The sequence below is a fragment of the Mesorhizobium abyssinicae genome, from assembly GCF_049887195.1.
Lineage (GTDB): Bacteria > Pseudomonadota > Alphaproteobacteria > Rhizobiales > Rhizobiaceae > Mesorhizobium > Mesorhizobium abyssinicae.
The window spans coordinates 1-24,347 of record NZ_JARAKC010000038.1 but is presented as its reverse complement, the minus strand read 5'-3'; the positions used below and the strand labels follow the sequence as shown (position 1 = coordinate 24,347).

Genomic DNA, 24,347 nt, shown 5'->3' with positions numbered 1-24,347 from the left:
TGGCGGCACGCATGCTGAAGCGCGGCATCTATGTCATCGGCTTTTCCTTCCCGGTGGTGCCGAAGGGCCAAGCCCGTATCCGCACCCAGATGTCGGCGGCGCATTCCAGCGCCGATATCGACAGGGCAGTTGAGGCATTTGGCGCCGTGGGACGCGAGCTCGGCGTGATTTCCTGAGCGCCGAAAACGATTCCGGATCAAAGAAATCAAGGAACAAAAGAATGTCCAACATGATGAAGGCGCTGGTGAAGGCCAAGGCCGAGCCCGGCATCTGGATGGAAGAGGTGCCGGTGCCGGAGATTGGCCCCAACGACGTGCTGATCAAGGTCAGGAAAAGCGCGATCTGCGGCACCGACGTTCACATCTACAATTGGGACCAGTGGGCACAAAAGACCGTACCGGTGCCGATGGTGACCGGCCATGAATTCGTCGGCACCGTCGCCGACTTCGGCGCCGCGGTCACCGAATACAAGCTCGGCCAGCGCGTGTCCGGCGAGGGCCACATCGTCTGCGGCCATTGCCGCAACTGCCGCGCGGGCAGGGGGCATCTCTGCCGCAACACGCTCGGCGTCGGCGTCAATCGCCCCGGCGCCTTCGGCGAGTACGTGGCGATCCCGCAGCACAATGTCGTGCCGATCCCCGACGACGTGCCGGACGAGATCGCGGCGATCTTCGATCCGCTGGGCAATGCGGTTCACACCGCATTGTCCTTCGATCTGGTCGGCGAGGACGTGCTGGTCACCGGCGCCGGGCCGATCGGCATCATGGGCGCGCTGGTGGCGCAATGCGTCGGCGCGCGAAAGGTCGTCATCACCGACATCAATCCGGTCCGGCTGGACCTGGCACGCAAGCTCGGCGTCCAGCACGTCGTCGATGCCTCGAAGGAAAAGCTGCGCGACGTCATGCCGAAGCTCGGCATGACCGAGGGCTTTGACGTCGGCCTGGAGATGTCGGGCGCGGCCCCCGCCTTCCGCGACATGATCGATACCATGAACAATGGCGGCAAGATCGCCATTTTGGGCATCGCGCCGACCGGCTTCGAGATCGACTGGAACAAGGTCATCTTCAAGATGCTGCACCTCAAAGGCATCTACGGCCGCGAGATGTTCGAGACCTGGTACAAGATGATCGCCCTGGTGCAGGGGCCGCTGGATGTCTCGGGGCTGATCACGCATCGCATTGGGATCGACGATTTTCAGGTCGGGTTCGATGCGATGCGGAGCGGCAATTCGGGTAAGGTGGTGATGGATTGGTGAGGGCAGCGCTTGATATCAAGAGGCAAGGGCTCGCTATCGGTGGGCTGAGTGTCCTGAAGAGCAGAGCGATTTACCCCTGCTGGGGGCGAAGATGACGCTGCTCAGGTTGTCGAAGCCAAAAACTTGATCCAGCCCGCGCTGACAGCCGGGTAGCCTCGTGAGGGACTCCGGCGCGGACAGGGCACGCAGGAAATGAAACCTTAAATAGTCGTCGTTGTGGGCTTGAAGTCTTGAGCTCGTGCAGAGGCTCGGAGCACAACTCGCCGCAAGGATTCGACTTCACGCCCGCGTGGCTTGGCGCCATCGTGCGACTTTGGGGCCCTTTTCATCTCCGACTCTCAGCGACCTTGCGCACCGCTGCGATTGCCTCGGCAACGGCGACACGATCGACGTCGAGATGGGTGACCCAGCGCATTCGTCCACCCGGCCAGAAACTCGCCGCGATGCCAAGTTCACGTAGCGCCTGTGATAGCCGGGTCGCCAACTCGGGCGCGAGATCTACAAACACCACGTTGGACTGCGGCGGTGTCACCGTCAGTTCTTCAATTCCCATGAAGCCGTCCGCGAGCGCCCGGGCGTTGGCGTGGTCCTCGATCAGACGGTCGACGTGATGGTCGAGCGCGTACAGCCCCGCCGCTGCTATTATTCCGGCCTGTCGCATGCCGCCGCCGAGCATCTTGCGCCACCGGCGCGCACGGGCGATCAATGGGGCATCGCCGACCAGCACTGATCCGAGCGGCGCCCCGAGCCCTTTTGAAAGGCACAGCGACACGCTATCGAAGCCCTCTGCCAGGTACCCGACATCAACGCCGAGCGCCGCAGCCGCGTTGAACAGCCGCGCACCGTCAAGATGGGTCGCGAGCTTCCGCTCCCGCGCAAATTCGACGACCTCGGCCAGATGTTCTCGCGGCAAAACCCGCCCGGCGAACGTGTTCTCTATGGTGACCAGACGCGTGACTGCAAAATGCGGATCGTCGTCCTTAACCGCGGCGTGTAGATCCTCGATGGGGATCGTGCCGTCGGCCCGGACCGGCAAAGGCTGCGGCTGGACCGAGCCCAGCACGGCAGCGCCCCCGGCTTCCCACAGATAGGTATGCGCTCCGCTCGCGCATAGATACTCCTCGCCGCGCTGGCAATGACTCATGATCGCAGCGAGATTGGCCATGGTGCCGGTCGGCAGCAGCAGTCCCGCATCTTTGCCGAATATCGCGGCAACGCGCGCCTCGAGCGCCTGGACTGTGAAATCATCGCCCAAGACATCGTCGCCCACGTCGGCGGCCGCTATCGCCGCACGCATTTGCGCGGTGGGGCGGGTGACCGTATCAGAGCGGAAATCGAGGCGGATAGCATTGGATTGCATGAATTGAGAACCTGTCGGAGTGAATTACTGTGCCACCGAATTTCGGTGCCAGTTTACTAGTTCGCGCACGCTCCTCAAACCTGGCCGCGTTCAGCAATCCTTCGCGCATCGGCTGCCGTGCCGGTGTTCGGCGTGGTGCCCGGCTCGAGCAGCATCACATCGCAGGTGTCGTCCAGTGCGACTGGGCAATGCTCGACGCCATGCGGCACGATGATGAATTCGCCCGCCTCGACAATCTCGTCGCGGTCACGAAACTTCATGAGAAGACGCCCCTTGTGCACGAATAAGAGCTCGTCCTCCGTCTTGTGGAAACGCCAGGAAAGTTCGCCCTCGAATTTGGCGAGCTTGATCTGCATACCGTTGACCTGGCCCGCGATCTTCGGCGTCCGGGTGTCGGAGAAGCGCTGGAACGCGTTCGTCAGGTTTCTCTTGTGGAATGGTGAAATATGATTGTTGAGCGCGGCGACGTCGCGAATGATCGCGGCGAGCTGACCCGGCACGCCGTCCTCCTGCGCTGGATATTTGCCATCGAGCGCGGCGGTGCCGATCGTGAAGCCGGCAGCGCCAACCGCCTTCACCACGGCGATCTGCTCGGGCGTGTCGATGGAGCCGGCGATATAGACGGGCTTGGACACGGCGGCGCAGACCGCCCTCATAAGAGTTGGAACGTCTTCCTTGGACCGGTAAGCCAGCAGGTCAAGGCCATGCACGCCCTCCCGCCCCGCAAGCGCCTTGGCACTTTCGACGATCTCCTCGATGCTCCCCTCCAGAACGCTGGGATGGCCCATGATACGGCCCGGGAAGGGGCAATACTGGATGTCTGTGCCGGCGATCACCGGCAGGACGTCATCGACGCGTGTACCGCCCAGCAACACATCCACGCCAATCTCAGTCGCGGCGCGTGCCGAAACGATCTCACTGTCCCGGTCGAGCGACACAACCTCGAGATAGGAGGTCGCGCCGCCCGCCTTGATGGCGACGTTGAGGGCCATCAGCTGGTCGGTCGGCAGGCCGATATCTTTGAAGCCGATATGGCGTACGCCGAGCCTCAAAGCGGTCTGAAGTTGTTTCGACGCGTCCTCGACGGTGCGGTCGTTGCGCGTGAGCATGAAGATGAAGCGGAGGCCCATCAGATTAGCCTTTCATGTTCTTTGGTCTCGGTTTGCGCAGCCACGAGCCGCCGTGCATAAGCGATCGCAGTTTTCAGACTCGTGGGATCGGCTATGCCTTGACCTGCGATATCGAACGCCGTTCCGTGGTCGGGGCTAGTGCGGACGAACGGCAGTCCCAGCGTGATGTTGACGCCCTTTTCGAGGCCAAGATATTTCACCGGGATCAGCCCCTGGTCGTGATATTGGGCTACGACCACATCGAAGCGACCCTTGCGGGCCTGCATGTATACCGTGTCGCCAGGCCAGGGTCCGCTGGCATCAATGCCCTCGGCGCGCGCCGCCTCAATCGCAGGCCGTATGATCCGGATTTCTTCGTCACCGAAGAGACCACCTTCACCGGCGTGTGGATTGAGCCCTGCGACTGCAACTCGCGGTGCCGCGATCCCGAGGGCCTTGCCGCCGTCATGCGCCAACCGGATCGCCGACATCTGTGCGTCGAAATCGGCCTGGTCGATGGCCTTGCGAAGCGATGTGTGGATGGTGACCAGAACCGTGCGGATATCGTCATTGGCCAGCATCATGGCGACTCGCTTTGCGCCGCCATACTCCGCCAGAATCTCGGTGTGTCCTGGATAGCGAATGCCCGCGCATCCCATCGCTTCCTTGTTGATAGGGGCGGTAACGATACCGCTCACGCTGCCGGCCTTGGCGGCCGTTATGGCGGATGTGATTGCGTCGAAGGAAGCTTGGCCGGAAGTAGCGTTGACGATCCCAAGCGGAGGGAGCGCCAAGATTTCGGTCGCTTCGACGATCTCGATGGACCGCGGCGCGAAGCGCGCCTCTTCAGCTCCCGCGATGCGCTTGACCGCTAGGTTGAGACCCAGGCGATGGACGACTTCCTCCATCACGAGGTAGCTGCCGAAAACGACCGCGCGCTCACTGCCGTTGGCCAATGTCTTCGACACGATCTCCGGGCCGATGCCGGAGGCGTCGCCCATCGTGATGGCAAGGGGAGCGGCTTGCGTCATGACAATGCCTGTTCTGGTTCTAACGCATTCTGGCGGAGTTGGGCGATTGCGCGGCGCAGCGTGTCGTCGTCACCGAAGCCGCCTGCCTTCATGCCGATAAGAAACTCGCGCCCATCCCTGAGGAAGGCGCGGCCCAGCGGAAGGCCTGGCTCGAGCTCCCGCAGGACCTCGAAGCCCCGGATCTCCAGGAGGTCGAGTATCGCTTCCATGGTATCCCCGCCGGTGGCGATCACGACATCGAAGCGCTTGTCGAGCAGTCGTCTAGTCGCTTCCCGAGCGATGTCGTGCAAGACGGACATGGGATCATCTGCGCGCTGGGCCGGAGCCCGAAGCAAGGTAACCCGAGCGTCCGCCGCGATCTGATCGGCCTGACGATGGCTGAGGGGGTTGGCGCTGCCGATCGCGACGAGAATGTCGCCACAGGCCGCCACGGTCGCATTCGATGCAGCCGCAACCGGCGCAAGGCGCTTCGCCAGGGCCGACGCCATGCCCGGGGAACCCACCCAAAGGATAGCTTCCGGATCCGGCAGGGCGGCAATCTGTGCGTCGAGATCATCCTGCGTCGTGGCATCGAGAATGACGGCGTTGCTGACGGAGGCCGGAACAAAGTCGACCAGCCGTGACTGCCGCGCCGGATGAACGGGGTCGCGACCATAGGCGGTCTCCGCTACCGGAACGCCATCAACGAGCTGAACGCCGCCCACGGTCGTGCGACCTGCCGCGGGGAACGCCGGAGCAAAGACAAGCATCTTGCGACCGCTTGCCTTGAAAGCGGCCTCCAGTTCAGCCGCCACATGGCCCCGCAGAGTGGAGTCCACGGTCTTGTAGAGGACATCGCGCGAAGCGAGCTGCACGGCAAGCTCCGCCGCGAGTACCGCAGCCTGCGAGGCGGTAGCAGATCGCGATCCGCTGTCGACGGCGAGGATCGTTGCCTCCTCCGCCGGCAGGCAGGCTCGGCCGACTACAGCTTGCAAACCTCGCTCGACGAACGGTCCGGCGCCATCCGCGGCGCTGGTCAGGTCGTCGGCGAGGATACCGATCGTATATTGGCTATTGGTTCGCATGGATCAATCATGCCGATCCTACGCCTCTTGAAAAGCGATAGTTTCTATGTCGAATCGGTGATAGAAACTCACCGATGAAGCGGTCCGAAATACCCTCACTGGATGATCTGCGAGCGTTCGAGACGACGGCTCGTCTCGGCTCCGTCCGGCTGGCCGCAGACAGTCTCGCCTTGACCCATGGCGCCGTCAGCCGTCGGATTACCAAGCTGTCCGAAGACCTTGGATTCAAACTCTTTGAGAAAAGTGGCCGGGGTTTGCGCCTCACGGCGGCCGGGGAGACGCTCAATCTTACCCTTGGCCGCTTCTTCACGGAATTGGCGACAACGGTCGAAGGCTTGCGGGCTGCCAACGTTGAGCAAAACGCCCTGGTTCTCTCATGCGAACCCTCGGTCGCGATGCGTTGGCTCATTCCGCGACTGCCAAACTTCCACAGTGCGCATCCCGAGATCGCCTTACACCTGTCAGTGGGTGGCGGTCCTGTCGAGTTTCGTCGCGACCGGATAGATCTAGCCATCCGCCGGCTCGACTTCGGGCTGCCCGACGCCTGGCATGTCCAGCGCCTCTTTCCTGAGAAGGTGGGGCCAGTCATGGGCCCTCAGCTCGCGCCGGCGTTTGCATCGGGGGAATATGTCGCCTTGGGTTCCAAGACCCGGCCGGACGCCTGGTCGCATTGGTTATCTATCCACTCCTCGGTGCCGCGCCCCACGGAAATCCGCTTTTACGACCATCACTTCCTGATCGTTGAAGCCGCAGCGGCGGGGTTGGGCGTTGCGCTCAGTCCCATGGTCCTTGCAACCGACGACATAGATAGAGAGCGGCTCATCGCACCGGCCGGTTTCGATCCCGACGGAAGCCACTATGGGCTCATATGGATGGGAGAAACCGAACTGTCTGGGAAAGTTCACGATCTTGCTCGATGGCTGAAAGCACAATGCAAGATTTCGTTTGGCTGAGCACGTATGAAGTAGATTTCGTCAAAGCTCCAGTCTAGATCATCGGCGGAGCTTTGCGCGGATCAGCGCGCCGGCCATGTAGAGATCCTGCAGGGAGATACCGGAACTGTCGAAGACCGTGATTTCGTCTTCGAAGCGACGTCCGGGCGCTCGCTTTTCAATGACGTCGCCGATTGGTGTTACGGCAAGCAGGCCGGCGTCGATCGCGTCGCGGAGGTGTTGGAACTCGCCGATCTGGACGGACTGCGAAAGCAAGTCGCAGAACAGGCTTGCCTTCGACAACAGGTCGCTCGGCAATTCATGCTTGCCCGCTGCGTCCGAGCCCATGCTAACAACATGGGTTCCGGGCTTCACCCAGGCGGCATCGAACAGCGGTTCGCGTGAGGGAGTCGCCGTCACCACGATGTCGGCCGCGCGCACCGCCTCCTCGACCGATACGGCGTGCGCCGCCAGGCCCAGTTCGCCGATACGGTTGACAAAGGCATCGCGTCGCGGCGAAGGCCTGGCCACGACCAGCACAGTTTCGATTGGACGGATGCGCGCCAAGGCCGTCACTTCGAAGCTTGCCTGATTGCCGGCGCCGAATATCGTTAGAACCTTGGCATTTCTCCTCGCGAGAAGGTCGGCCGCAACTGCGTCGGCAGCCGCCGTCCTGTAGGCGTTGACCTTTCCCGCCTCGATCACGGCGCCGAGCCGGCCTGTCTGCTGATCGAGCAGCACGATGGTGGAGTTGTGGCGGGGAAGGCCTCTTGCCGGGTTGCCCGACCAAAAGGAGCCGATCTTTACTCCAGTCAGGTCATCTGACGAGCCGGCCTTGATCGAGAAAGTATTTGACACCTCCCGCGCTCGTCCGAGAATAGCGGGAAAGACCCTCCCTTGCGGCGATGTTGCCGCCACAAGGGCGGCCTGTGCAGCCTCGAAAGCAAGGTCGTGCGTAACAAGGGCGGCCGACTCCTCTTCGCTAATATAGATCATCCAAATGCCTCGTGAGGTTTGTCGCTCCAGCCATGCCGGAGGCGCAAGGCGGCGGACAATTTCTCGCTCGACATGCGCGATCCGACATGCCGAAGGGCGGCTTGGAACAAATGTTTCCGCCGAATTGAAAGGGCAAAACAGCAGGGAAGTCCGCCCGTCCGAGGCGACTCTAGGTTCAGTTTCAATCGACCCAGGACGAAAAGACCGCAGTTCGCTATGACCCTCGAATACGCAAGAAAAACCCCTAGCGGGCCTTTCGATCTGACGAAATTCGAAGTCCGGCATGTGCCGGGCGCGCTGAAGCTGTCGCAGGAGATGGGCTGGCCCTATCGCTCCGAGGATTGGGAGTTTGCCGCTGCTGTCGGCCAAGGGCTAGTCCTGATGCATAACAGCGCCGTGATCGGTACGGCCATGTGGTGGAACTACGGAGAAGCCTACGCCAGTGCCGGCATGATCATCGTCACTGCATCCGCGCAAGGCGGCGGCTTCGGCTCGCAGCTCTTTGATGGCCTGCTTGCAGCGACGGGCGGACGGAACCTGTTGCTCAATTCGACGGACGAGGGGCTCACGCTCTATAAGCGGCGCGGCTTTGCCGCCTGGGGCACCGTGTTCCAGCACCAAGGCCCATTGGACGTCGCGGTGGTTCCGGGTGATCGCGGCGACATTCGCCCGGCGGCTCTTTCCGACCTCGTGGCGATCCAAGCTTTCGACGAGCGGGCGTTTGGCATGCCCCGTCGGGCGATGGTGGCTGCTCTTGCCGATGTCGGCGACGTGGCGGTGATCGACCACGGAGGGCGGATTGCAGGCTACGCCATTGCCAGGCGATTCGGGCGCGGCTACGTCATCGGCCCTGTTGCAGCCGAAAGCGTCCACGACGCGCAGCGCCTGATCCTGGCCCAGCTTTCGGGGCTCAAAGGGCAGTTCGTGCGCATCGACATCCATGCCGAACACGGCTGGGGGGATTGGCTGGGAAGCTTGGGGCTCGAGCAAGTCGGTCAAGCGACCGCCATGGTCAAGGGGCAGCGACCCGTCTCGGCAGGCCCGGCCCGTATGTTCGCCCTGGCGAACCAGTCGTTCGGTTAACCTAAATGAGGACTCGGAGCGATGCAGCCAACTCTAAGTATGCGTGAAGAAAGCAAAACAATTCATGCCCTCGCTACCCCATCGTTGCTTCTGGATCGAGCACGGCTGGAGCGCAACATTTTGCGTCTCGCCGAGCACTCTAGAAACCTCGGCGTGGTACTGCGCCCTCATATGAAGACGGCCAAGAGCATCGATGTCGCCCGACAGATATTCCCCGGCGAACCCGGCCCGATCACGGTCTCGACCATCGCCGAGGCCGAATATTTTGCTGGCCACGGCTTTCGCGACATGACCTATGCGGTCGGCCTGTCTCCGGCTTCGGCGACCCGCGCTATGGAGCTTTGTCGCCGCACGGGCGTCGATTTGAAGCTGCTCCTCGATACCGTGGAACAGGCCGATGCCTTGGCAGACGTGCGCGCGCTCACCGGCGTGACACCGTCCGTCTTCCTCGAGCTGGACTGCGACGACCATCGCGGTGGATTGAAGCCGGACGATCCAAAGCTGGTCGAAGTTGCCGACAGGGTCGTCGGGGCGGGCGGCAAGGTCGCCGGCGTCTTGGCCCATGCGGGCGAGTCATACGGTTTGAGCACCCCCGATTCACTGGTGAGGGCAGCCCAGAACGAACGTTTTGCCACCGTGCGCGCCGCCGAAGTCCTGCGTGCCCACGGTCATGCTTGCCCCATCGTCAGCCTCGGCTCGACGCCAACAGCGCACTTCGCGGAAAATCTGGAAGGCGTTACCGAGGTGCGCGCCGGGGTCTACATGTTTTTCGACCTCGTCCAGCACGGGGTCGGGGTCTGTGCCATCGACGATATCGCGATCTCGGTGTTGGCCACCGTAATCGGCGCCAAACCTGAGAAAGGCTGGGTGCTGGTCGATGCCGGGTGGATGGCGCTTTCGCGCGACCGGGGAACGGCAAACCAGCAGCTCGACCAGGGTTATGGTGTGGTCTGCGACGAGACGGGGCGGGTTTTCGAGGACTTGATCGTGTGTCAGGCGAGCCAGGAGCACGGCATCCTCGCTATCCGCAGCGGGTCGGGCAAGACTATGCCCGAGCTCCCCATCGGGAGTCGGATCCGCATCCTGCCCAACCATGCATGCGCTATGGCCGCTCAGCATGACTTCTACAGCGTCGTTAATGGAGAGAGTCGCAAGATTGATGCGCGCTGGGAGCGGATCCGCGGCTGGTAGGAGTTCCGATCTCCGCGCTTTGCATGGCACCCATGGAACTGACGCCTTGTGATGCAAACGAAACTCAGCTCCTGCGGGCTGGATCCTGAGCCGGTCGATCAAGGCTCGTCCCAACTCCTTGAAGACCGCTATTCCGGTTCCAGCCGACCCTCAGTGTTAATACGGGATGAGAGACCTAGTGACATGACCGCACCCCTCGAGCATCTGTCCCGCAACGGCCACATCGATAGGTTTTTCATTGGCGGCCAATGGCGCGAGCCGAGTGGTACCGCTACGAGCGACATTATCAATCCGGCCACGGAAAAGGTCATCACCAGGTTTCCACTCGGAAACGGAAAGGACGTGGAAGCGGCCGTTTCCGCCGCCCGATTGGCATTTGCTACCTGGAGCCGAACAAAGCCGGAGTACCGGGCGGGCTTGCTCGATCGCCTGCATGCGCTGCTCGAAACGCGCAGCGAACTGCTTGCACAATGCCTCACCCTGGAAATGGGGGCCTCGGTCGGGTATGCGCGCACAGCGCAGGTACCGCTGGCCATTGCCCATGTGAAGACCGCCCGCGATGTCCTGACATCATTCACCTTCGTCGAGCAGCGCCGCCACACGGCCGTCACCCACGAACCGGTCGGTGTCTGCGGGCTGATTACGCCCTGGAATTGGCCGCTCTACCAGATCACCGCCAAGGTCGCGCCGGCACTCGCCGCGGGCTGCACACTCGTGCTGAAGCCAAGCGAACTCTCTCCATTGAGCGCCCTTCTGTTCGCGGAGGCAATCGAGGAAGCCGGCTTCCCGGCTGGTGTCTTCAATCTCGTCAATGGGGACGGCCTTTGCGTCGGGGCTGCTCTTGCGTCACATGCCAATGTCGACATGATCTCGATTACCGGCTCTACACGTGCAGGAATTGCGGTGGCACAGGCGGCAGCACCAACGGTGAAGCGCGTCGCGCAGGAGCTCGGCGGAAAGTCGCCCAACGTGATCCTGCCGGATGCTGATCTCGATCGCGCCATCCCTCTCGGCATAGCCGCTGCCTTCCGCAATCTCGGTCAGTCGTGCAGTGCGCCAACGCGCATGATAGTGCCGCGCGCGCAGTTGACCGACATTGAGTCAATCGCCGAGCGCGCCGCGGAAGAGATCGTCGTTGGCGATCCTCTGGCGGAGACCACCACCCATGGTGCGATCGCCAACCGAGCCCAGTTCGACAGAATCCAGACCATGATCGGCGTCGGCATTTCCGAAGGCGCGAAGCTCGTCACTGGTGGACAAGGTCGTCCAGAAGGCCTGAATGCCGGGCTCTACGTCAAGCCGACGATTTTTTCCGAGGTGCGCACGGGCATGCGTATTGCCCAGGAGGAAATCTTCGGTCCAGTCCTGTGCATCATTCCATACGAGACGGTGGAGGAGGCCGTCACCATCGCCAACGACACCGTCTATGGCCTCGGGGCGCATATACAGGGCAGAGATATAAACCGCGCCAAGGACGTCGCGTCGCGGATCCGCGCCGGTCAGGTGCATCTCAACTACCCGGCCTGGGATCCCCACGCACCGTTTGGCGGCTTCAAGCAGTCCGGAAACGGGCGCGAGTACGGCGTCGAGGGCATGCTGGAGTACCTCGAGGTGAAATCCATCCTCGGCTATTTCTAGTCCTCATCTTCGCCAAGGTCAGAGGCGTGCCAACTTTTGTAGCACTGGGCTGCTTCAGAGGCACTTCTGCTTCTATAGCCAATGGCCTGCTCACTATTCAACGCAAATTGCATCACCAATCTCCCATGGGAGCAGCAGCCCGTTGCTTAACGCACGCCATTCCCACAGAGGATGAACGCTTCCATAGCCAGAGGCCACCTCGCCGCTTGTCCTCATCAGGCCAATCGCCTCAGGCAATTGAACCCATTTCGTCAGCGTCATGAGAAATCGGCTGCGTCGATCGGCACAGAGAAGCCGACCTTGACCCGGTCCATAATCACCATCGTCTTGAACCCCTTGATATCAGGGTTCTCATAAAAAAACTTACGGGTGAAACTCTCATAATCTTCCATGCTCTTCGCCGTGACGATCAGCACGAAATCCGCATCGCCGGTTATATAATAGCCATTCATGACCTCCGGCGTGTGTCGAATGGACTGCTTAAAACGGTCGACTATATCCACCCGCTCACGTTCGAGAGACACCAATACCAGCATTGCGATCGGACGGCCGACGGCTTTGGGCTTTACGACGGAGATGTCGGCCTCGATCACTCCCTCATCCCGCAAGCGCTTGACACGCCTTTGCACCGCGGTTGCGGAAAGGCCCACCATATCGCCGAGTTCCTCGCTCGTGTGGCGATTGTATGTCTGCACCATTCTCAGCAGGCGCGCGTCAAGTTGATCAAGCCGCATAAGCATCCCCGCACATTTGAATTGTTGATCGCGATTACGTTACCCCGAGAAAGCTGCACATTGGTCGTCCTCAGGATGCGAATCGCGTTGCCCTGAACGCTTGGAGGCAACACCCAATTGCCGACGCCAGTCTCAGCGCGGGAAGAACGATATCCCTAGCGGGCTCCAAATCCTGCATGACCTGGTGGAGCCGGAAGGCCGAGAGCTACGGGGTCGCAAACGTTTTCGAATAGATCCTTCGCAGTACCGCCATTTGGAAATCGACAAGCGCGCCCTAGCACTCGAAGTCGGCGCCTTCGGCCTAAGCGATCCATGCCTGGTCCCATCAAACTGCCTTGTTGATCAAGCATAAGTCCAACAGCCTGGCAGAATGTGCCGCAATGCGTGCTCATTGCGCAGGAGGTCTATCTGCCGGTCGCAAAACCAGCACGAACTGCGGTCTCGTTCGCCTCTTGAGCAAACCGACCGAAGGTCACTCGCCCTCTGTCGATCGAGTTACACAACGGGCCCGTGGACGCTGCCAGCTCGAATGGCTCTTTCACGTTCGGGTAAAATCCCAAGCCACGAGCATGTCGCTCGTGGTTGACCAAACCGAGCCTGTCCGAAGTCAGCGGTTCATGGAGTCGCTTCCGTTCCAGAGACCCGCAACCTCGATAGCGGTCGGACCGGAGATGGTCTCCGGCTTTGCCGGGGCGATTTCGGCGCGCTCGCCCCTAGTCCAACGAGTGGCGCCTTCGCACGCAGTGCCGGAAGGCCCATCATCTCGCCGAGGGTTTGGGCTATGTGATGGTTGCGCGTCTGCGGGCGCCCTTCAGGCGACCAATCCGGGTGACCGTCCTTCTGCGTGATTTCTGCATCCTGCCAAAACAAAGCAGGAATCCTGCATCATTCCTTCAGTTTCATCGCAAAATCAGCGCGCTCGTTCCATTAGCCTTCACTCATCGACACAGTCGGCGCCGATATGTCGGAAGACATGCGGCACGGCAGACGCGGCTTGGCTGCGTAGGGACAATGGCGAATGGCAAATGTTGCTGAAATCGCGGAGATGGACCGCAAGACGGTGCTCCATCCCTTCACCTATCTCAAGGACTATGCATCCGGGGGAATCCATCCGACGATCGTCGAGACTGGCAGGGGCGTCAGGATTCAAGACGCTAGCGGCCGGGAATATATCGACGGCTTTGCCGGCCTCTATTGCGTCAACATCGGCTATGGCCGCACCGAAGTGGCCGAGGCAATCGCGCGCCAAGCCTATAAGCTCGCCTACTATCATTCCTATGCGGCGCACACGACGGAAGCGCTGGCGCGGCTTTCGGACCGGCTGGTCAGGATGGCGCCGGGCAATATGTCCAAAGTCTTCTACGGGTTGTCCGGCTCGGACGCGAATGAGACCCAGGCGAAGATCGTATGGTACTACAACAACTTGCGTGGCAAGCCACAGAAAAAGAAGATCATTGCCCGCGAACGAGGTTATCACGGCTGTTCTGTCGTCTCAGGGTCGATGACGGGACTTGGCTTTTATCATGACCACATGGACCTGCCATTTTCCGGCATTCTTCGCACCGGCGTCCCGCACTTCTATCGCGGTGCGCATCCCGGGGAAACGGAAGAGGATTTTTCGGCGCGGCGCGCCGATGAACTTGAGGCGCTGATCCTGGCCGAGGGCCCAGACACCGTGGGCGCTTTCATCGCGGAACCCGTTCTGGGCACCGGCGGCATCACGCCGCCGCCGTCCGGCTACTGGTCCAAGATTCAGGCTGTGCTTCGCAAATACGATGTCCTGTTGATCGCCGACGAGGTGATCTGCGGCTTTGGGCGCACCGGCGCCATGTTCGGATCGGACCTCTATGGCATCGAGCCCGACCTGGTAACCATCGCCAAGGGCCTGACATCGGGCTATGCGCCGCTTTCGGCGTCGATCGTGTCACAGAAAGTCTTCGAGGTGATGGAGGAAGCGACAGCTCGCGTTGGCGCCTTCTCGCATGGCTATACCTATTCCGGACATCCCATCAGCGCTGCTGCGGCGAACGCTGTCCTCGACATCGTCGAACGTGAAGATCTTGCCGGTCAGTCGGCTCGGAAAGGCGATTATCTTCTTGCCCGGTTGAAGGCGGAATTCGCACAGAATCCTATCGTCGGCGAGGTTCGCGGCATTGGCATGCTGGCAGCCTTGGAGTTCGTCGCCGACCGCGGAACAAAGGCCAGTTTCGATCCGGGCCTGAAGGTCGGTGCACGCATTTCGCAGGCAGCCCGCGATCGAGGCCTCATTGCTCGCGCCATGCCGCATGGAGACATCCTGGGCTTTGCGCCGCCGCTGGTCATGACGGAGGCGGAGATCGATGAGATGGTCGGTATTGCCAAGGCGGCTGTGGACAGCGTGCTCGTAAACATGGATCAGCAAGGCGCGGTGGCCGGTTAGCATGCTGCATCGCAAGATCTCACGCGCCACCGAAGTTCTGAAGGTCAAAGATCTCGTGAAGGTCTTTGGCTCCACAAAGGTGTTGGACGGAGTTAGCTTTACCGTAAGGCAGGGCGAGGTCGTCTCGCTCATCGGGTCGTCGGGTTGCGGGAAAAGCACCGCGCTTCGCTGCACCAATTTCTTGGAGACGCCGACTTCCGGGCAGATCGAGTTCAATGGAGAGGCCATCTCTGTCACCTCCGACGCCCAGGGAAAGCCAAAAATTGTCAACGCGGCCGCAGTCAGAACCGTTCGACGTCACATCGGAATGGTGTTTCAAAATTTCAATCTTTGGCCGCATCGAACCGTTCTCGGCAACGTGACCGAAGCGCTCGTTTACGTCCTCAAGTTGTCGCGGAAGGAGGCAGAAGAAATCGCGCTGTGGGCGTTGTCGAAGGTCGGCATGGAAACCTTCCGCGACCGCTACCCGCAGCAGCTTTCGGGTGGCCAGCAGCAACGCGTCGCCTTCGCCCGCGTCCTGGCGATGCGCCCGAAACTGATGCTGTGCGATGAACCGACCTCCGCACTCGATCCGGAACTGGTCGGAGAGGTCTTGAAGATCATACGAAAACTCGCAGAGGAAGGTGCGACAATCCTCCTTGTGACGCACGAAATGCGGTTCGCAAGGGAGCTGTCGAACCGAATGTTATTCCTGCAAAAGGGCCGCCTCGAGCAGGATGACACGCCGGAAGAACTGTTTCGAAACCCCGCGAGCGAAGCGGTGAAGCGGTTTCTTTCGAGCGTGATGCCGGCCAATGCCTGAAGGCAGGCACTGGGAAGATCAAGAACCAAACAAGGGGAACTGAGAATGAACATCAGCAAGCTTATTAGGTCCGCATTCGCATCCGGCGTGCTCGTCGTCGGGGTGGCGAGCATGGCCTCCGCCGAGGAAGGTGTCCTGCGAATCGGCACCGAAGGCGATGCGCCGAAGTTCAGCATGGCCGACCCGAATGGCAACGTCACCGGCTTCGACGCTGATATCGCCAAAGGGATCTGCGCCGAACTGAAGGTCCAATGTAAGTTCGTCGTCCAGACATTCAGCTCGCTTGTTCCTTCAATGGACAGCGATCGATTTGACGTTATCATCTCAGGTCTTGGCATTACGGCTGAGCGAGAAAAGAAAATTGACTATTCGATCCCTTATGCGACGACACCTCTCTACTTCGTCGTTGCGAAGGACTCGCCGCTGGCCGCCCTGAAAAGTCTTGATGAAATCAAGAAGGCGATCGTCGACAAGAGTGTCGGTGTCCCCACAGGCACTACTTACGCCAGGTTCATAGAGAAGCGGATGACGGGCGCCGACCTGAAAACTTACGACGCCGTTACCCAGTTGACGGCCGACCTCGCCAGCGGTCGCATCGACGTAGCTTTCGGCGATTCACCAACCTGGGTCGACTTCCTCGCAACGCCGGACGGCGCGAACTTCGCGAAAATCGACGTCAAGGTAATTTCCACGGACGATCCGGAAGTCCTCGGCCGAGGCATGGGTGTTGGGATGCGCAAAGGCAACACCGATCTCAAGGCAAAGGTCGACGTGGCTCTCTGCAAAATGATCAACGACGGCACGGTCAAGAAAGCTTCCATGCAGTGGTTCCAGGACGATTACACCATCCCCTGCAAGAAGTGATCTTCGATAGGAGGGGCCTGCCTTGGGCAACACCAAGGCAGGCGGACGGGAGGAGTCTATGGAGGATTTCTGGGTTCTGATGGTCGCGCATGGCTGGGCGCTGGCTCTCCTGCGCGGCAGTGCAGTGACAATAGCGATCGGGCTGCTCGGCATGCTTCTCGGTTTCGTGGTGGCGACTCCACTGGCCATCCTGCGCTGGCAGAAGGTGGTGCTCGTCTCACAGTTGGTGGATGCTTACAGCATCTTGATCCGCGGTATTCCTGGGCTGTTGGTGATCTACCTGCTGTTCTACGGCTCCTTGGACTGGGTAAGAACCGTCGCCGGGACGTTCGGCTATGAGCAGGCTGCCGAGAATGCCTATCCGATGATCGTCGGCGTGATAGCGATTGCCGCGATATCCTGTGCCTACTCCATTGAGGTCATCCGCGGCGCACTCCAAGCCGTGCCCGCCGGGATGCTGGAGGCCGCTCGGTCCTTGGCGCTTCCGCGAATGGTGACGTTCTTTCGCATCACCTTTCCGCTCGCCCTGAGGCTTGCACTGGGCGGCATAAACAATGTGTGGCAGATGACGATCAAGGATACGTCGTTGATCTCGGTCGTTGGCCTGCAGGAGCTGATGCGGACCGCTGCAATCGCCGCCGGGATCACCCGATCGCCGCTGTTTTTCTATTGCATCGCTGCGGCCTTGTTCTTCGCCATGACGCTCGCCAGCCAAACCGCATTCTCGAGGATCGAACGGGTCCTCAATCGCGGCTTCGGAGGGATGTGACATGGACTTGGGCATCATGGCGTATGCGTTTCCCTTTCTGCTCGAGGGCGTCAAGATCACGCTTCTCATCGCAGTCTTCGGCATTGTTCTAGGTCTGCCGCTGGGAGTCCTGGTCGGCCTTGCGCGCGGAACGAAAAACCGGGTACTTCGCGGTTTTTGCGACGCCTATTGCGCGATATTTCGTGGCACGCCAATGCTGGTGCAGATCTTCGTGATCTACTACGGCTTGGCCCAGATAAGTTTCATACGCAACAACACGGTACTGTGGTGGATGATCGGCGATGGGCTTCATGCAGCCATCCTCGCCGTTGTGTTGAACTCCGGCGCTTACACCGCAGAGACATTTCGCACGGCCTTCAAGTCGCTTCCCAAGGGCCTGATCGAAGCCGCCGAAGCTTGCGGCATGAAATCATGGCACATCTTCCTTCGCATAAAATTCCCGCTCGCGCTGCGACAGGCACTTCCGGCCTACAGCAGCGAGGTGGCCATCATTGTCAAAGAATCGAGCCTGGCTTCTACGATCACGGTCCTGGAAATCACGGGTTATGCCAAGCGCCTGATGAGCGAGACGTTCGCAGTGATGGATATCTTTGTCATGTCCGCCGCCTTCTACCTCGTAATCAGCGTGGTTGCGCTGACGGCGATGAAACTTCTCGAACGCCGTTTGTCCATCCCGACTTGAACGACTCCTGAAAGGAAAAGACCATGTCCAACCTCACTTTCATCGACCAGAATAATCTCCCCAAACCCCGCGAAGGCAGGCCTGCTCCAGACAGGCTGATCGAAGGCGATCCGCGCTTCCTTAGTTGGGATATCGCACAGACGGCAGACGGAGTGGTCCAGTCCGGCGTTTGGGAGGCTACGCCGGGAACCTATCGCTCCATCAAAGGCAACACTTTCGAGGTCTGCGTTATCCTGTCGGGGGTTTCAGAGCTGACCGAGGACGGCAAAGAGCCGCGTCGCATTACCGCCGGCGATGCCTTTGTTATGCATCCCGGATTCACTGGTGTCTGGAGGGTCATCGAGACCACGCGCAAGCTCTGGGTTAGTCGCGACTAGTCGGCGGTCCAGCTTTCCCTCGCAACGCAACAGTAGTACCGGCTCATGACACAGACGCTTTCCACATCGATCAAATCGACGCCTTATTGGTGGGAGGACTGCGCCTTTTCGCCTTTACCGGTCCGCAAGTTGGATAAGAGTTGCGACGTGGCTATCGTCGGCGGCGGTTACACGGGTCTGTCGGCTGCGATCGAATTGGCGCGTGCCGGCAAGCATGTCCAGCTTTTTGATCGTCAGGCGCTCGGCCAAGCGGCTTCCAGCCGCAACGGTGGCATGGCAAGCGGCAGCATCAGGCCTAGCCGCAAGGAACTGATCCGTCGCTTCGGTTTGGATAGAGCGAACGGCATCCTCTTGGAAGGCCAGACCGCGCGGCAGGACCTTTGGCGGTTTCTCAAGGCGGAGAGCATTAAGGCTGACTTCACGCTGTCCGGCTTGTTCGAAGGTGCGATGAACGCCGAAGAAACAGAGGAGCTCCGGCGCCATGCGGGCTTTCTTCACGACAGCCTTGGCATCGAAACGTTCGCCGTCCAGGGATCGGACGTGAGGAACTATATCGGAACCGACCTCTATGTTGGTGGCATGGTTCGCATGGACATTGGCGGCCTTCAGCCTGCGAAGTTGCTCGCCGGCATGATCCGAGTCGCGCGCGAGACCGATGCCATTCTTCATGAGAATACCGCCGTCCTGGAATGGGCAAGTGATAGGGCAGGCGTGCGGATCACCACCCAGCGCGGCGATGTGCTGGCGAAGAAACTCCTTGTATGCACGGACGGATACACCGATGGGTTCGATCCATGGCTACGCCGTCGTTTGGTGCCGGTTCGCAGCCGAATCATTGCCACCGAACCGCTAGACAAAGAGGTAATGGATCGGTTGATGCCCGCGGGCATGATGTATGGCGACATGCGCAAGTTGAGCTACTACTACCGCCCGGTGCCCGACGGGTCGCGTATATTGTTTGGCGGGCGCGACGGCACAACTGCGGGCGATCCGGCCACGCCGACCCTCAATCTGCGGACGGAACTCGCCAGACTTTTTCCAGAACTGAAGAATGTGGGCATCACGCACAGCTGGTTCGGGAATGTCGCCATGCACCGGGACATGATCCCGCGCATATTTTCCCGCGGCAACGCTATCTACGCGACTGGCTATTGCGGTTCCGGAATCGTGTGGGCGCGGTGGCTCGGTAAGAAGGCAGCACTCAAGATCCTTGAAGACACCGAGCAGCCGCGTTCGGCCTTCGATTTCGATCAGGCTCCAAAGGCCGTGCCGTTCTTTCGCGGCCGTCCATGGTTCATTCCACTCGTCTACTGGATGTATGAGCACAATGACCGGAAGACGCTGCGCCGCCGCAAGAAAGCGTGAGGCGATATGGCATGGCTGTTTCCTGTGTGACACGACGCGGGGTGCCGTGTCCGCGGGTGTTCGCGAAGCACCGGCCGGACGTTCGGATTTGCAAAGCCATCGGCGCTAATCCAACGGGATGACAAGTGTATCTTGCGGAACTGCCAGATCCTTTCTTCCGATCAAAGAGAAAAGGCTGAAGACCATGAACGTTGTTGTAAACCTTTCTACGCCTCTAAGTGTCTCCTCACTGCCCACCGGTCTTTTCATCGACGGTCAATGGAGAGCCGGTTCTGACGGGAAGAGCATAGACGTCATTGATCCATCGAACGGAAACGTGATCGTGTCCGTTGCGGATGCGACCGTCGACGACGCCATGGAGGCTATTGCGAGTGCCCACAGAGCCGCGAAGAGCTGGGCGGCCACAGCTCCGCGCAAGCGTTCAGAGATCCTGCGGCGTTGCTTCGAGCTCATGATCGAAAACAAGGAAATGTTGGCCAAACTGATCAGTCTGGAAAACGGCAAGACCTTGAACGATGCGCTGGGAGAGGTGGCCTACGCTGCGGAGTTCTTTCGCTGGTTTGCCGAAGAGGCAGTTCGTCTCAATGGCGAGATATCGACGGCGCCGGCTGGCGCAAACAAGATCATCGTTCAACACCAGCCAATCGGAGTTGCTGTTCTCGTCACTCCCTGGAATTTTCCGGCTGCGATGGCCACTCGCAAGATCGGACCGGCGCTGGCGGCGGGCTGCACATGCGTCTTGAAGCCGGCCACGGAGACGCCGCTGACCGCGCTCGTATTGGCTGACCTTTACAAGCAGGCTGGAGTGCCTGACGGCGTGGTCAACGTGGTCACCACGTCCCAGTCCGGGCAAGTAGTCCGTGCCATGCTGAACGATCCCCGCGTGCGTAAGCTCTCCTTCACCGGTTCCACCGAGGTCGGCAAAACACTCCTGCGCGAAGCAGCTGCAACCGTTGTGTCATGCTCTATGGAACTCGGCGGAAATGCACCCTTCATCGTGTTCGACGATGCCGACCTGGATGCGGCGATCGAGGGCGCAATGGTGGCGAAAATGCGCAACGGCGGGGAAGCCTGTACGGCAGCGAACCGCTTCTACGTCCAGTCCGGGATCGCCGAAGCATTTTCCGTCCGGCTTGTCGAGCGGATGAGGTCGCTGACGGTCGGAGCCGGGTATGATCCCGGATCGCAATGCGGTCCGTTGATCAACCGGAAGGCGGTCGAGCGGCTCGCAGGTTTGGTAACTGACGCAACCGCGAGAGGCGCGAAGGTGCTTGTCGGGGGCGAACCGCTCGACGGTAAAGGAAACTTCTTCGCTCCAACCGTGTTGTCCGGCGTCACTCCGACCTCACGGATTTCGGCCGAGGAGATTTTCGGCCCGATCGCCGCACTCACTATTTTCGATAGCGAGGATGAAGTTATCGACCTGGCCAATGCCACGGAATATGGACTCATATCGTATGTCTACACCCGAGATCTGGCGCGCGGCATGCGCGTCTCGGAGCAAATGGACAGCGGCATGGTCGGGCTCAATCGCGGTATCGTGTCTGACCCCGCAGCACCTTTCGGTGGAACGAAGCAGAGCGGACTCGGCCGCGAGGGCGCCCACCACGGGATACTTGAGTTCTGTGAGACCAAATATATCGCGGTCACCTGGTAGGAAGGTCAAGGCAAGGGGTGTTCGAGGCAGACCTCGGCTATGGGCGAGTGTCTGCTTCGGATAAAATCGCACGGGAGTTAGCTGCGGGGTGCAGATTGATTGATTTACAAGACATCGAAAGGGCTCGCGATCGGATTCGCGGCAACATTCTTGCGACCCCGCTCGTTCCATCGCGCTCGCTATCGGAACTCTGTGGTGTGCCCGTTCACCTCAAGCTCGAACATCATCAGACCACGGGGAGCTTCAAGTTGCGAGGCGCGTTTAACGCGCTTCATCAGTTGACCTGCGCCGAACGCGCGCGAGGCGTCGTTGCCGCTTCTACAGGCAATCACGGAAGGGCGTTGTCGTTCGCAGCGAAAGCGTGTGGCGTGAAGGCAACCATATGTATGTCGAGCTTGGTGCCGGACAACAAGATTGCGGAAATTCGCCGCCTTGGGGCCGATATCCACATTGTAGGACGCTCACAGGATGACGCGCAGGATGAGGTCGAGCGGTTGGTCGCGAGCCAGGGTTTGTATCCGATTCCGCCGTTCGATCATCCAGCGGTCATTGCCGGCCAAGGGACATTGGGGCTGGAAATCGTTGAAGCACTCCCGGATTGCGCGACCGTACTGATTCAGCTTTCTGGCGGTGGCCTAGCCTCGGGTGTTGCACGCGCGATCAAATCCAAGTTGCCTAAAACGCACGTGATTGGAATTACGATGGCGCGAGGCGCCGCGATGAAAGCCAGTTTGGATGCCGGTCACCCGATTCAAGTGGAGGAATTCGACAGTCTCGCGGATTCTTTGGGCGGCGGCATTGGTCTCAACAACCAGCTGACGTTTGCCATGTGCAGAGACCTTCTGGACGACGTCATCCTTTTGAGCGAGGCCGAGATCGCAGCCGGTGTCCAACATGCCTACCTGCATGAACGCGAGATTGTCGAGGGAGCGGGGGCCGTGGGGATCGCAGCGCTAATTGCAAACAAGGTTGACAGACGAGGGACCACTGTAACCGTTCTATCGGGCCGCAACATCGATATGCAACTGCATCGCCGCCTCATCACAGACGAAACGGGTCACGAATGAATACCGCAAAACCGCAAATCTTGACCGAGCATCAGCTAAGGGGCCTGGTGAGATTGGACCTCGACATCGTCCGCTGCGTGGAGGAGGCATTTCGTACCTTGGCTACAGGCAAGGTTGTCATGCCGCCGATCCTGCGGCTCGACATTTCCGAACATCGCGGAGAAGTGGACGTCAAGACCGCCTACATTCCAGGACTGGACGGTTTCGCCATCAAAATCAGCCCCGGCTTTTTCGGCAATCCTGAGATTGGCTTGGCGAGCACCAATGGCTTGATGGTCTTGTTGTCCAGCACGACGGGTATAGTACAGGCACTGCTGCTGGATAACGGTTACCTGACGGATTTGCGCACGGCCGCAGCCGGCGCGGTCGCCGCCAAGTACCTCGCCCGCAAAGATGCTTCGAGCGTGGCCATTTTCGGCGCGGGTCAGCAGGCACGTCTTCAGTTGCGTGCTCTCATGTTGGTGCGCCCAATTCGTTCGGCGCGTATATGGGCGCGTGAGGAAGCCAAGGCTCGCCTCGCAGCGCGCGAACTCTCAGATGAGTTGGAGATCCCAGTGGTCGCCTGCCCGACCCAGGAGCAAGCTGTCGCAGGCGCAGATGTCATTGTCACGACGACGCCAGCTGATAGCCCTATTTTTTCATCGCGATGGCTTGAACCTGGTCAGCACATCACAGCAATGGGCTCGGACGCTGAACATAAAAATGAGATCGAGCCTCAGGTGATCGCCGACGCCGACATCTATGTGGCCGACAGTCTGGCACAAACGAGGCGTCTCGGCGAATTGCACCACGCGATCAAGGCGGGTTTTGTTGAGGAAAATGAACCTTTCGCCGAACTCGGACAGATTATTGCCGGTGAGGTATCGGGGCGGACAGGTGCCGACCAGATTACGATCGCGGATCTCACCGGCACGGGGATTCAGGATACCGCCGTCGCTAACTTCGCATTCACGCGATCCCGTCAACTCACAGAAGGAACAGCCAACAAGCGCTGATGCGTATGGCTTGATAGAGTGTTCCTACTGAGTGATAATCGCCCGCCGCTATCATTGGAGCAGCGTCAGCCAAGTGTCCGCTTCAAGTCTAAGTTGCTTGTAGATCGTCAAGGCGACCTTGGAGGGCGTGAGCGGAACGAGTGCTTCAGAAATGCTGACCGAAGAATGTCGTCCGCTTTCGGCTCCGACGAGCACATCTGACCCCTTAGACCACAGCCCAAGCAGTTCTGTTGCAGCGTGGGCGGGGCTCCGCTGTTGAGGCTTCGCGCCGCCCGGATCGATCAGCCAAAGCTACTGATTATTCTTCTCTTCACGCCTTTCCGCATCGAACGCCTGCCTACCTTTCGTGGCCCATAGCTCGCGCGCATGGTCGCTTTCGTCGCTCTGCAGCTTCGCGGCGATCCAGAGCATCGCCCCATAAATGATGGCGCGATCGTCATTGGTAAGTTCGACGACGCCTGCCTTGAGGACGAGACCTCCGAGTTCGATCAGGTACCTGGTCCGCTTGCGGCGCTCGACCTGCCAGGTGCGCATGTCATTGCGAGCCATCGCCGCTTGCCGACGCTTGTGGGCCGCCCGGTTGCGCTGGAGCTCTGCGCAGGTTGCGCTTAGACGTTGGATGAGTTCGCCGCGATCCGCTGTCGAAAAACGCCACCCCACGCTTGGCCCATGCCTCACGCTTTGCGGCGTCCTTCATCTCGGCGATTGCGACCAGCGCGCCGGCCAGTTCGTCGGTGCTGAGTTGATCGGCGCCGGTGGCGATGACCAGTTCGCCAAGCTGCTGGACCTTTCGGTTTTTCAGTTCCTTGGCTTTGTCTTCCAATGCCTTCAGTTCGGCGTCGAAGTCACGTGGTTTGCGCATTGCTGTCTCCATCGGTTGTTGATGCGGCGATGATAGGCAAGCGTCCGCCGGAAGGCTTCAGGGTTGCCGAGACAGCCCGGGACGGGCTGGTCCAT

Annotated in this window: 24 protein-coding genes; 16 read left to right on the top strand and 8 right to left on the bottom strand. The window is 60.2% G+C overall.

The features are described 5' to 3' along the window. The coding region (locus tag PU724_RS32290) for an aminotransferase class I/II-fold pyridoxal phosphate-dependent enzyme (RefSeq protein ID WP_426213775.1) at window positions 1-176 on the top strand (176 nt) is incomplete at its 5' end. Window positions 177-220: 44 nt separating this feature from the next. After that, complete coding sequence (gene tdh / locus PU724_RS32285; protein WP_127310564.1) at window positions 221-1,255, top strand: L-threonine 3-dehydrogenase; 1,035 nt, start codon at window positions 221-223, stop codon at window positions 1,253-1,255. Window positions 1,256-1,580: 325 nt separating this feature from the next. On the opposite strand, the gene ltaE is transcribed toward tdh, so the two are convergent. The 4 genes from ltaE to PU724_RS32265 form a co-directional block, all read right to left on the bottom strand. Then, complete coding sequence (gene ltaE / locus PU724_RS32280) at window positions 1,581-2,615, bottom strand: low-specificity L-threonine aldolase (RefSeq protein WP_354421278.1); 1,035 nt, start codon at window positions 2,613-2,615, stop codon at window positions 1,581-1,583. A 74-nt stretch (window positions 2,616-2,689) separates the two neighbouring features. Continuing rightward, window positions 2,690-3,745: a cupin domain-containing protein gene (locus PU724_RS32275; protein WP_127286773.1), complete on the bottom strand. Its 1,056-nt coding sequence runs from the start codon at window positions 3,743-3,745 to the stop codon at window positions 2,690-2,692. Next, window positions 3,745-4,755: a 4-hydroxythreonine-4-phosphate dehydrogenase PdxA gene (pdxA, locus tag PU724_RS32270; RefSeq protein ID WP_127286774.1), complete on the bottom strand. Its 1,011-nt coding sequence runs from the start codon at window positions 4,753-4,755 to the stop codon at window positions 3,745-3,747. Before pdxA ends, PU724_RS32275 begins: the two co-directional genes overlap by 1 nt. Beyond that, window positions 4,752-5,819: a four-carbon acid sugar kinase family protein gene (locus PU724_RS32265; protein ID WP_127286775.1), complete on the bottom strand. Its 1,068-nt coding sequence runs from the start codon at window positions 5,817-5,819 to the stop codon at window positions 4,752-4,754. Before PU724_RS32265 ends, pdxA begins: the two co-directional genes overlap by 4 nt. A gap of 74 nt (window positions 5,820-5,893) precedes the next feature. On the opposite strand from PU724_RS32265, the gene PU724_RS32260 reads away from it, so the two are divergent. Then, window positions 5,894-6,772 carry a LysR substrate-binding domain-containing protein gene (locus PU724_RS32260; protein WP_354421281.1) on the top strand — a complete coding sequence of 293 codons (879 nt, stop codon included), beginning with the start codon at window positions 5,894-5,896 and terminating at the stop codon, window positions 6,770-6,772. A 39-nt stretch (window positions 6,773-6,811) separates the two neighbouring features. On the opposite strand, the gene PU724_RS32255 is transcribed toward PU724_RS32260, so the two are convergent. After that, complete coding sequence (locus tag PU724_RS32255; RefSeq protein WP_354421283.1) at window positions 6,812-8,032, bottom strand: ornithine cyclodeaminase family protein; 1,221 nt, start codon at window positions 8,030-8,032, stop codon at window positions 6,812-6,814. On the opposite strand from PU724_RS32255, the gene PU724_RS32250 reads away from it, so the two are divergent. The 3 genes from PU724_RS32250 to PU724_RS32240 all read left to right on the top strand — a co-directional run bounded on the left by PU724_RS32250 (window position 7,964) and on the right by PU724_RS32240 (window position 11,659). Further along, a complete protein-coding gene (locus tag PU724_RS32250; RefSeq protein ID WP_127287119.1) occupies window positions 7,964-8,830 on the top strand; it encodes a GNAT family N-acetyltransferase in 867 nt (288 codons plus the stop codon). The two genes, PU724_RS32255 and PU724_RS32250, sit on opposite strands and share 69 nt — an antisense overlap. A gap of 39 nt (window positions 8,831-8,869) precedes the next feature. Further along, the gene (locus PU724_RS32245) at window positions 8,870-10,021 is read left to right on the top strand and encodes an alanine racemase (protein ID WP_426213774.1); all 1,152 of its coding nucleotides are present in this window, start codon (window positions 8,870-8,872) and stop codon (window positions 10,019-10,021) included. A gap of 183 nt (window positions 10,022-10,204) precedes the next feature. Then, window positions 10,205-11,659, top strand: a complete 1,455-nt coding sequence (locus PU724_RS32240) for an aldehyde dehydrogenase family protein (RefSeq protein WP_354421287.1) — start codon at window positions 10,205-10,207, stop codon at window positions 11,657-11,659. A 257-nt stretch (window positions 11,660-11,916) separates the two neighbouring features. Here PU724_RS32240 and PU724_RS32235 read toward each other — a convergent pair whose 3' ends face one another. Next, on the bottom strand, window positions 11,917-12,393 hold the full coding sequence (locus tag PU724_RS32235) for an Lrp/AsnC family transcriptional regulator (RefSeq protein ID WP_127285109.1): 477 nt from the start codon (window positions 12,391-12,393) through the stop codon (window positions 11,917-11,919). 1,018 nt (window positions 12,394-13,411) lie between these two features. Here PU724_RS32235 and PU724_RS32230 point away from each other — a divergent pair. From PU724_RS32230 to eutC, 10 genes are all read left to right on the top strand, one after another. After that, window positions 13,412-14,812 (top strand): aminotransferase, encoded by a 1,401-nt coding sequence (locus tag PU724_RS32230; RefSeq protein ID WP_127285108.1) that lies wholly within the window; start codon window positions 13,412-13,414, stop codon window positions 14,810-14,812. A 1-nt stretch (window position 14,813) separates the two neighbouring features. Further along, window positions 14,814-15,614 (top strand): amino acid ABC transporter ATP-binding protein, encoded by an 801-nt coding sequence (locus tag PU724_RS32225; protein WP_127285107.1) that lies wholly within the window; start codon window positions 14,814-14,816, stop codon window positions 15,612-15,614. A 45-nt stretch (window positions 15,615-15,659) separates the two neighbouring features. After that, complete coding sequence (locus PU724_RS32220; protein WP_127285106.1) at window positions 15,660-16,478, top strand: transporter substrate-binding domain-containing protein; 819 nt, start codon at window positions 15,660-15,662, stop codon at window positions 16,476-16,478. Window positions 16,479-16,557: 79 nt separating this feature from the next. Next, the gene (locus tag PU724_RS32215) at window positions 16,558-17,247 is read left to right on the top strand and encodes an ABC transporter permease subunit (RefSeq protein WP_189605895.1); all 690 of its coding nucleotides are present in this window, start codon (window positions 16,558-16,560) and stop codon (window positions 17,245-17,247) included. A gap of 1 nt (window position 17,248) precedes the next feature. After that, entirely contained in the window at window positions 17,249-17,929 is a 681-nt protein-coding gene (locus PU724_RS32210; protein ID WP_354421291.1) for an ABC transporter permease, read from the top strand. Between the two features lie 23 nt (window positions 17,930-17,952). Then, window positions 17,953-18,306, top strand: a complete 354-nt coding sequence (locus PU724_RS32205) for a cupin domain-containing protein (protein ID WP_354421293.1) — start codon at window positions 17,953-17,955, stop codon at window positions 18,304-18,306. Window positions 18,307-18,351: 45 nt separating this feature from the next. Next, window positions 18,352-19,671, top strand: a complete 1,320-nt coding sequence (locus tag PU724_RS32200) for an NAD(P)/FAD-dependent oxidoreductase (protein WP_354421295.1) — start codon at window positions 18,352-18,354, stop codon at window positions 19,669-19,671. Window positions 19,672-19,855: 184 nt separating this feature from the next. After that, on the top strand, window positions 19,856-21,328 hold the full coding sequence (locus tag PU724_RS32195; protein WP_354421297.1) for an NAD-dependent succinate-semialdehyde dehydrogenase: 1,473 nt from the start codon (window positions 19,856-19,858) through the stop codon (window positions 21,326-21,328). Window positions 21,329-21,423: 95 nt separating this feature from the next. Continuing rightward, window positions 21,424-22,395 carry a hydroxyectoine utilization dehydratase EutB gene (gene eutB, locus PU724_RS32190; RefSeq protein ID WP_127285113.1) on the top strand — a complete coding sequence of 324 codons (972 nt, stop codon included), beginning with the start codon at window positions 21,424-21,426 and terminating at the stop codon, window positions 22,393-22,395. After that, on the top strand, window positions 22,392-23,390 hold the full coding sequence (gene eutC / locus PU724_RS32185; protein WP_127285103.1) for an ectoine utilization protein EutC: 999 nt from the start codon (window positions 22,392-22,394) through the stop codon (window positions 23,388-23,390). Before eutB ends, eutC begins: the two co-directional genes overlap by 4 nt. Window positions 23,391-23,681: 291 nt before the next feature. Here eutC and PU724_RS32180 read toward each other — a convergent pair whose 3' ends face one another. Next, window positions 23,682-23,939, bottom strand: a complete 258-nt coding sequence (locus PU724_RS32180) for a conjugal transfer protein TraD (protein ID WP_245494582.1) — start codon at window positions 23,937-23,939, stop codon at window positions 23,682-23,684. Next, window positions 23,926-24,252 carry a conjugal transfer protein TraD gene (locus PU724_RS32175; protein WP_354421299.1) on the bottom strand — a complete coding sequence of 109 codons (327 nt, stop codon included), beginning with the start codon at window positions 24,250-24,252 and terminating at the stop codon, window positions 23,926-23,928. Before PU724_RS32175 ends, PU724_RS32180 begins: the two co-directional genes overlap by 14 nt. Between the last annotated feature and the right edge of the window lie 95 nt (window positions 24,253-24,347).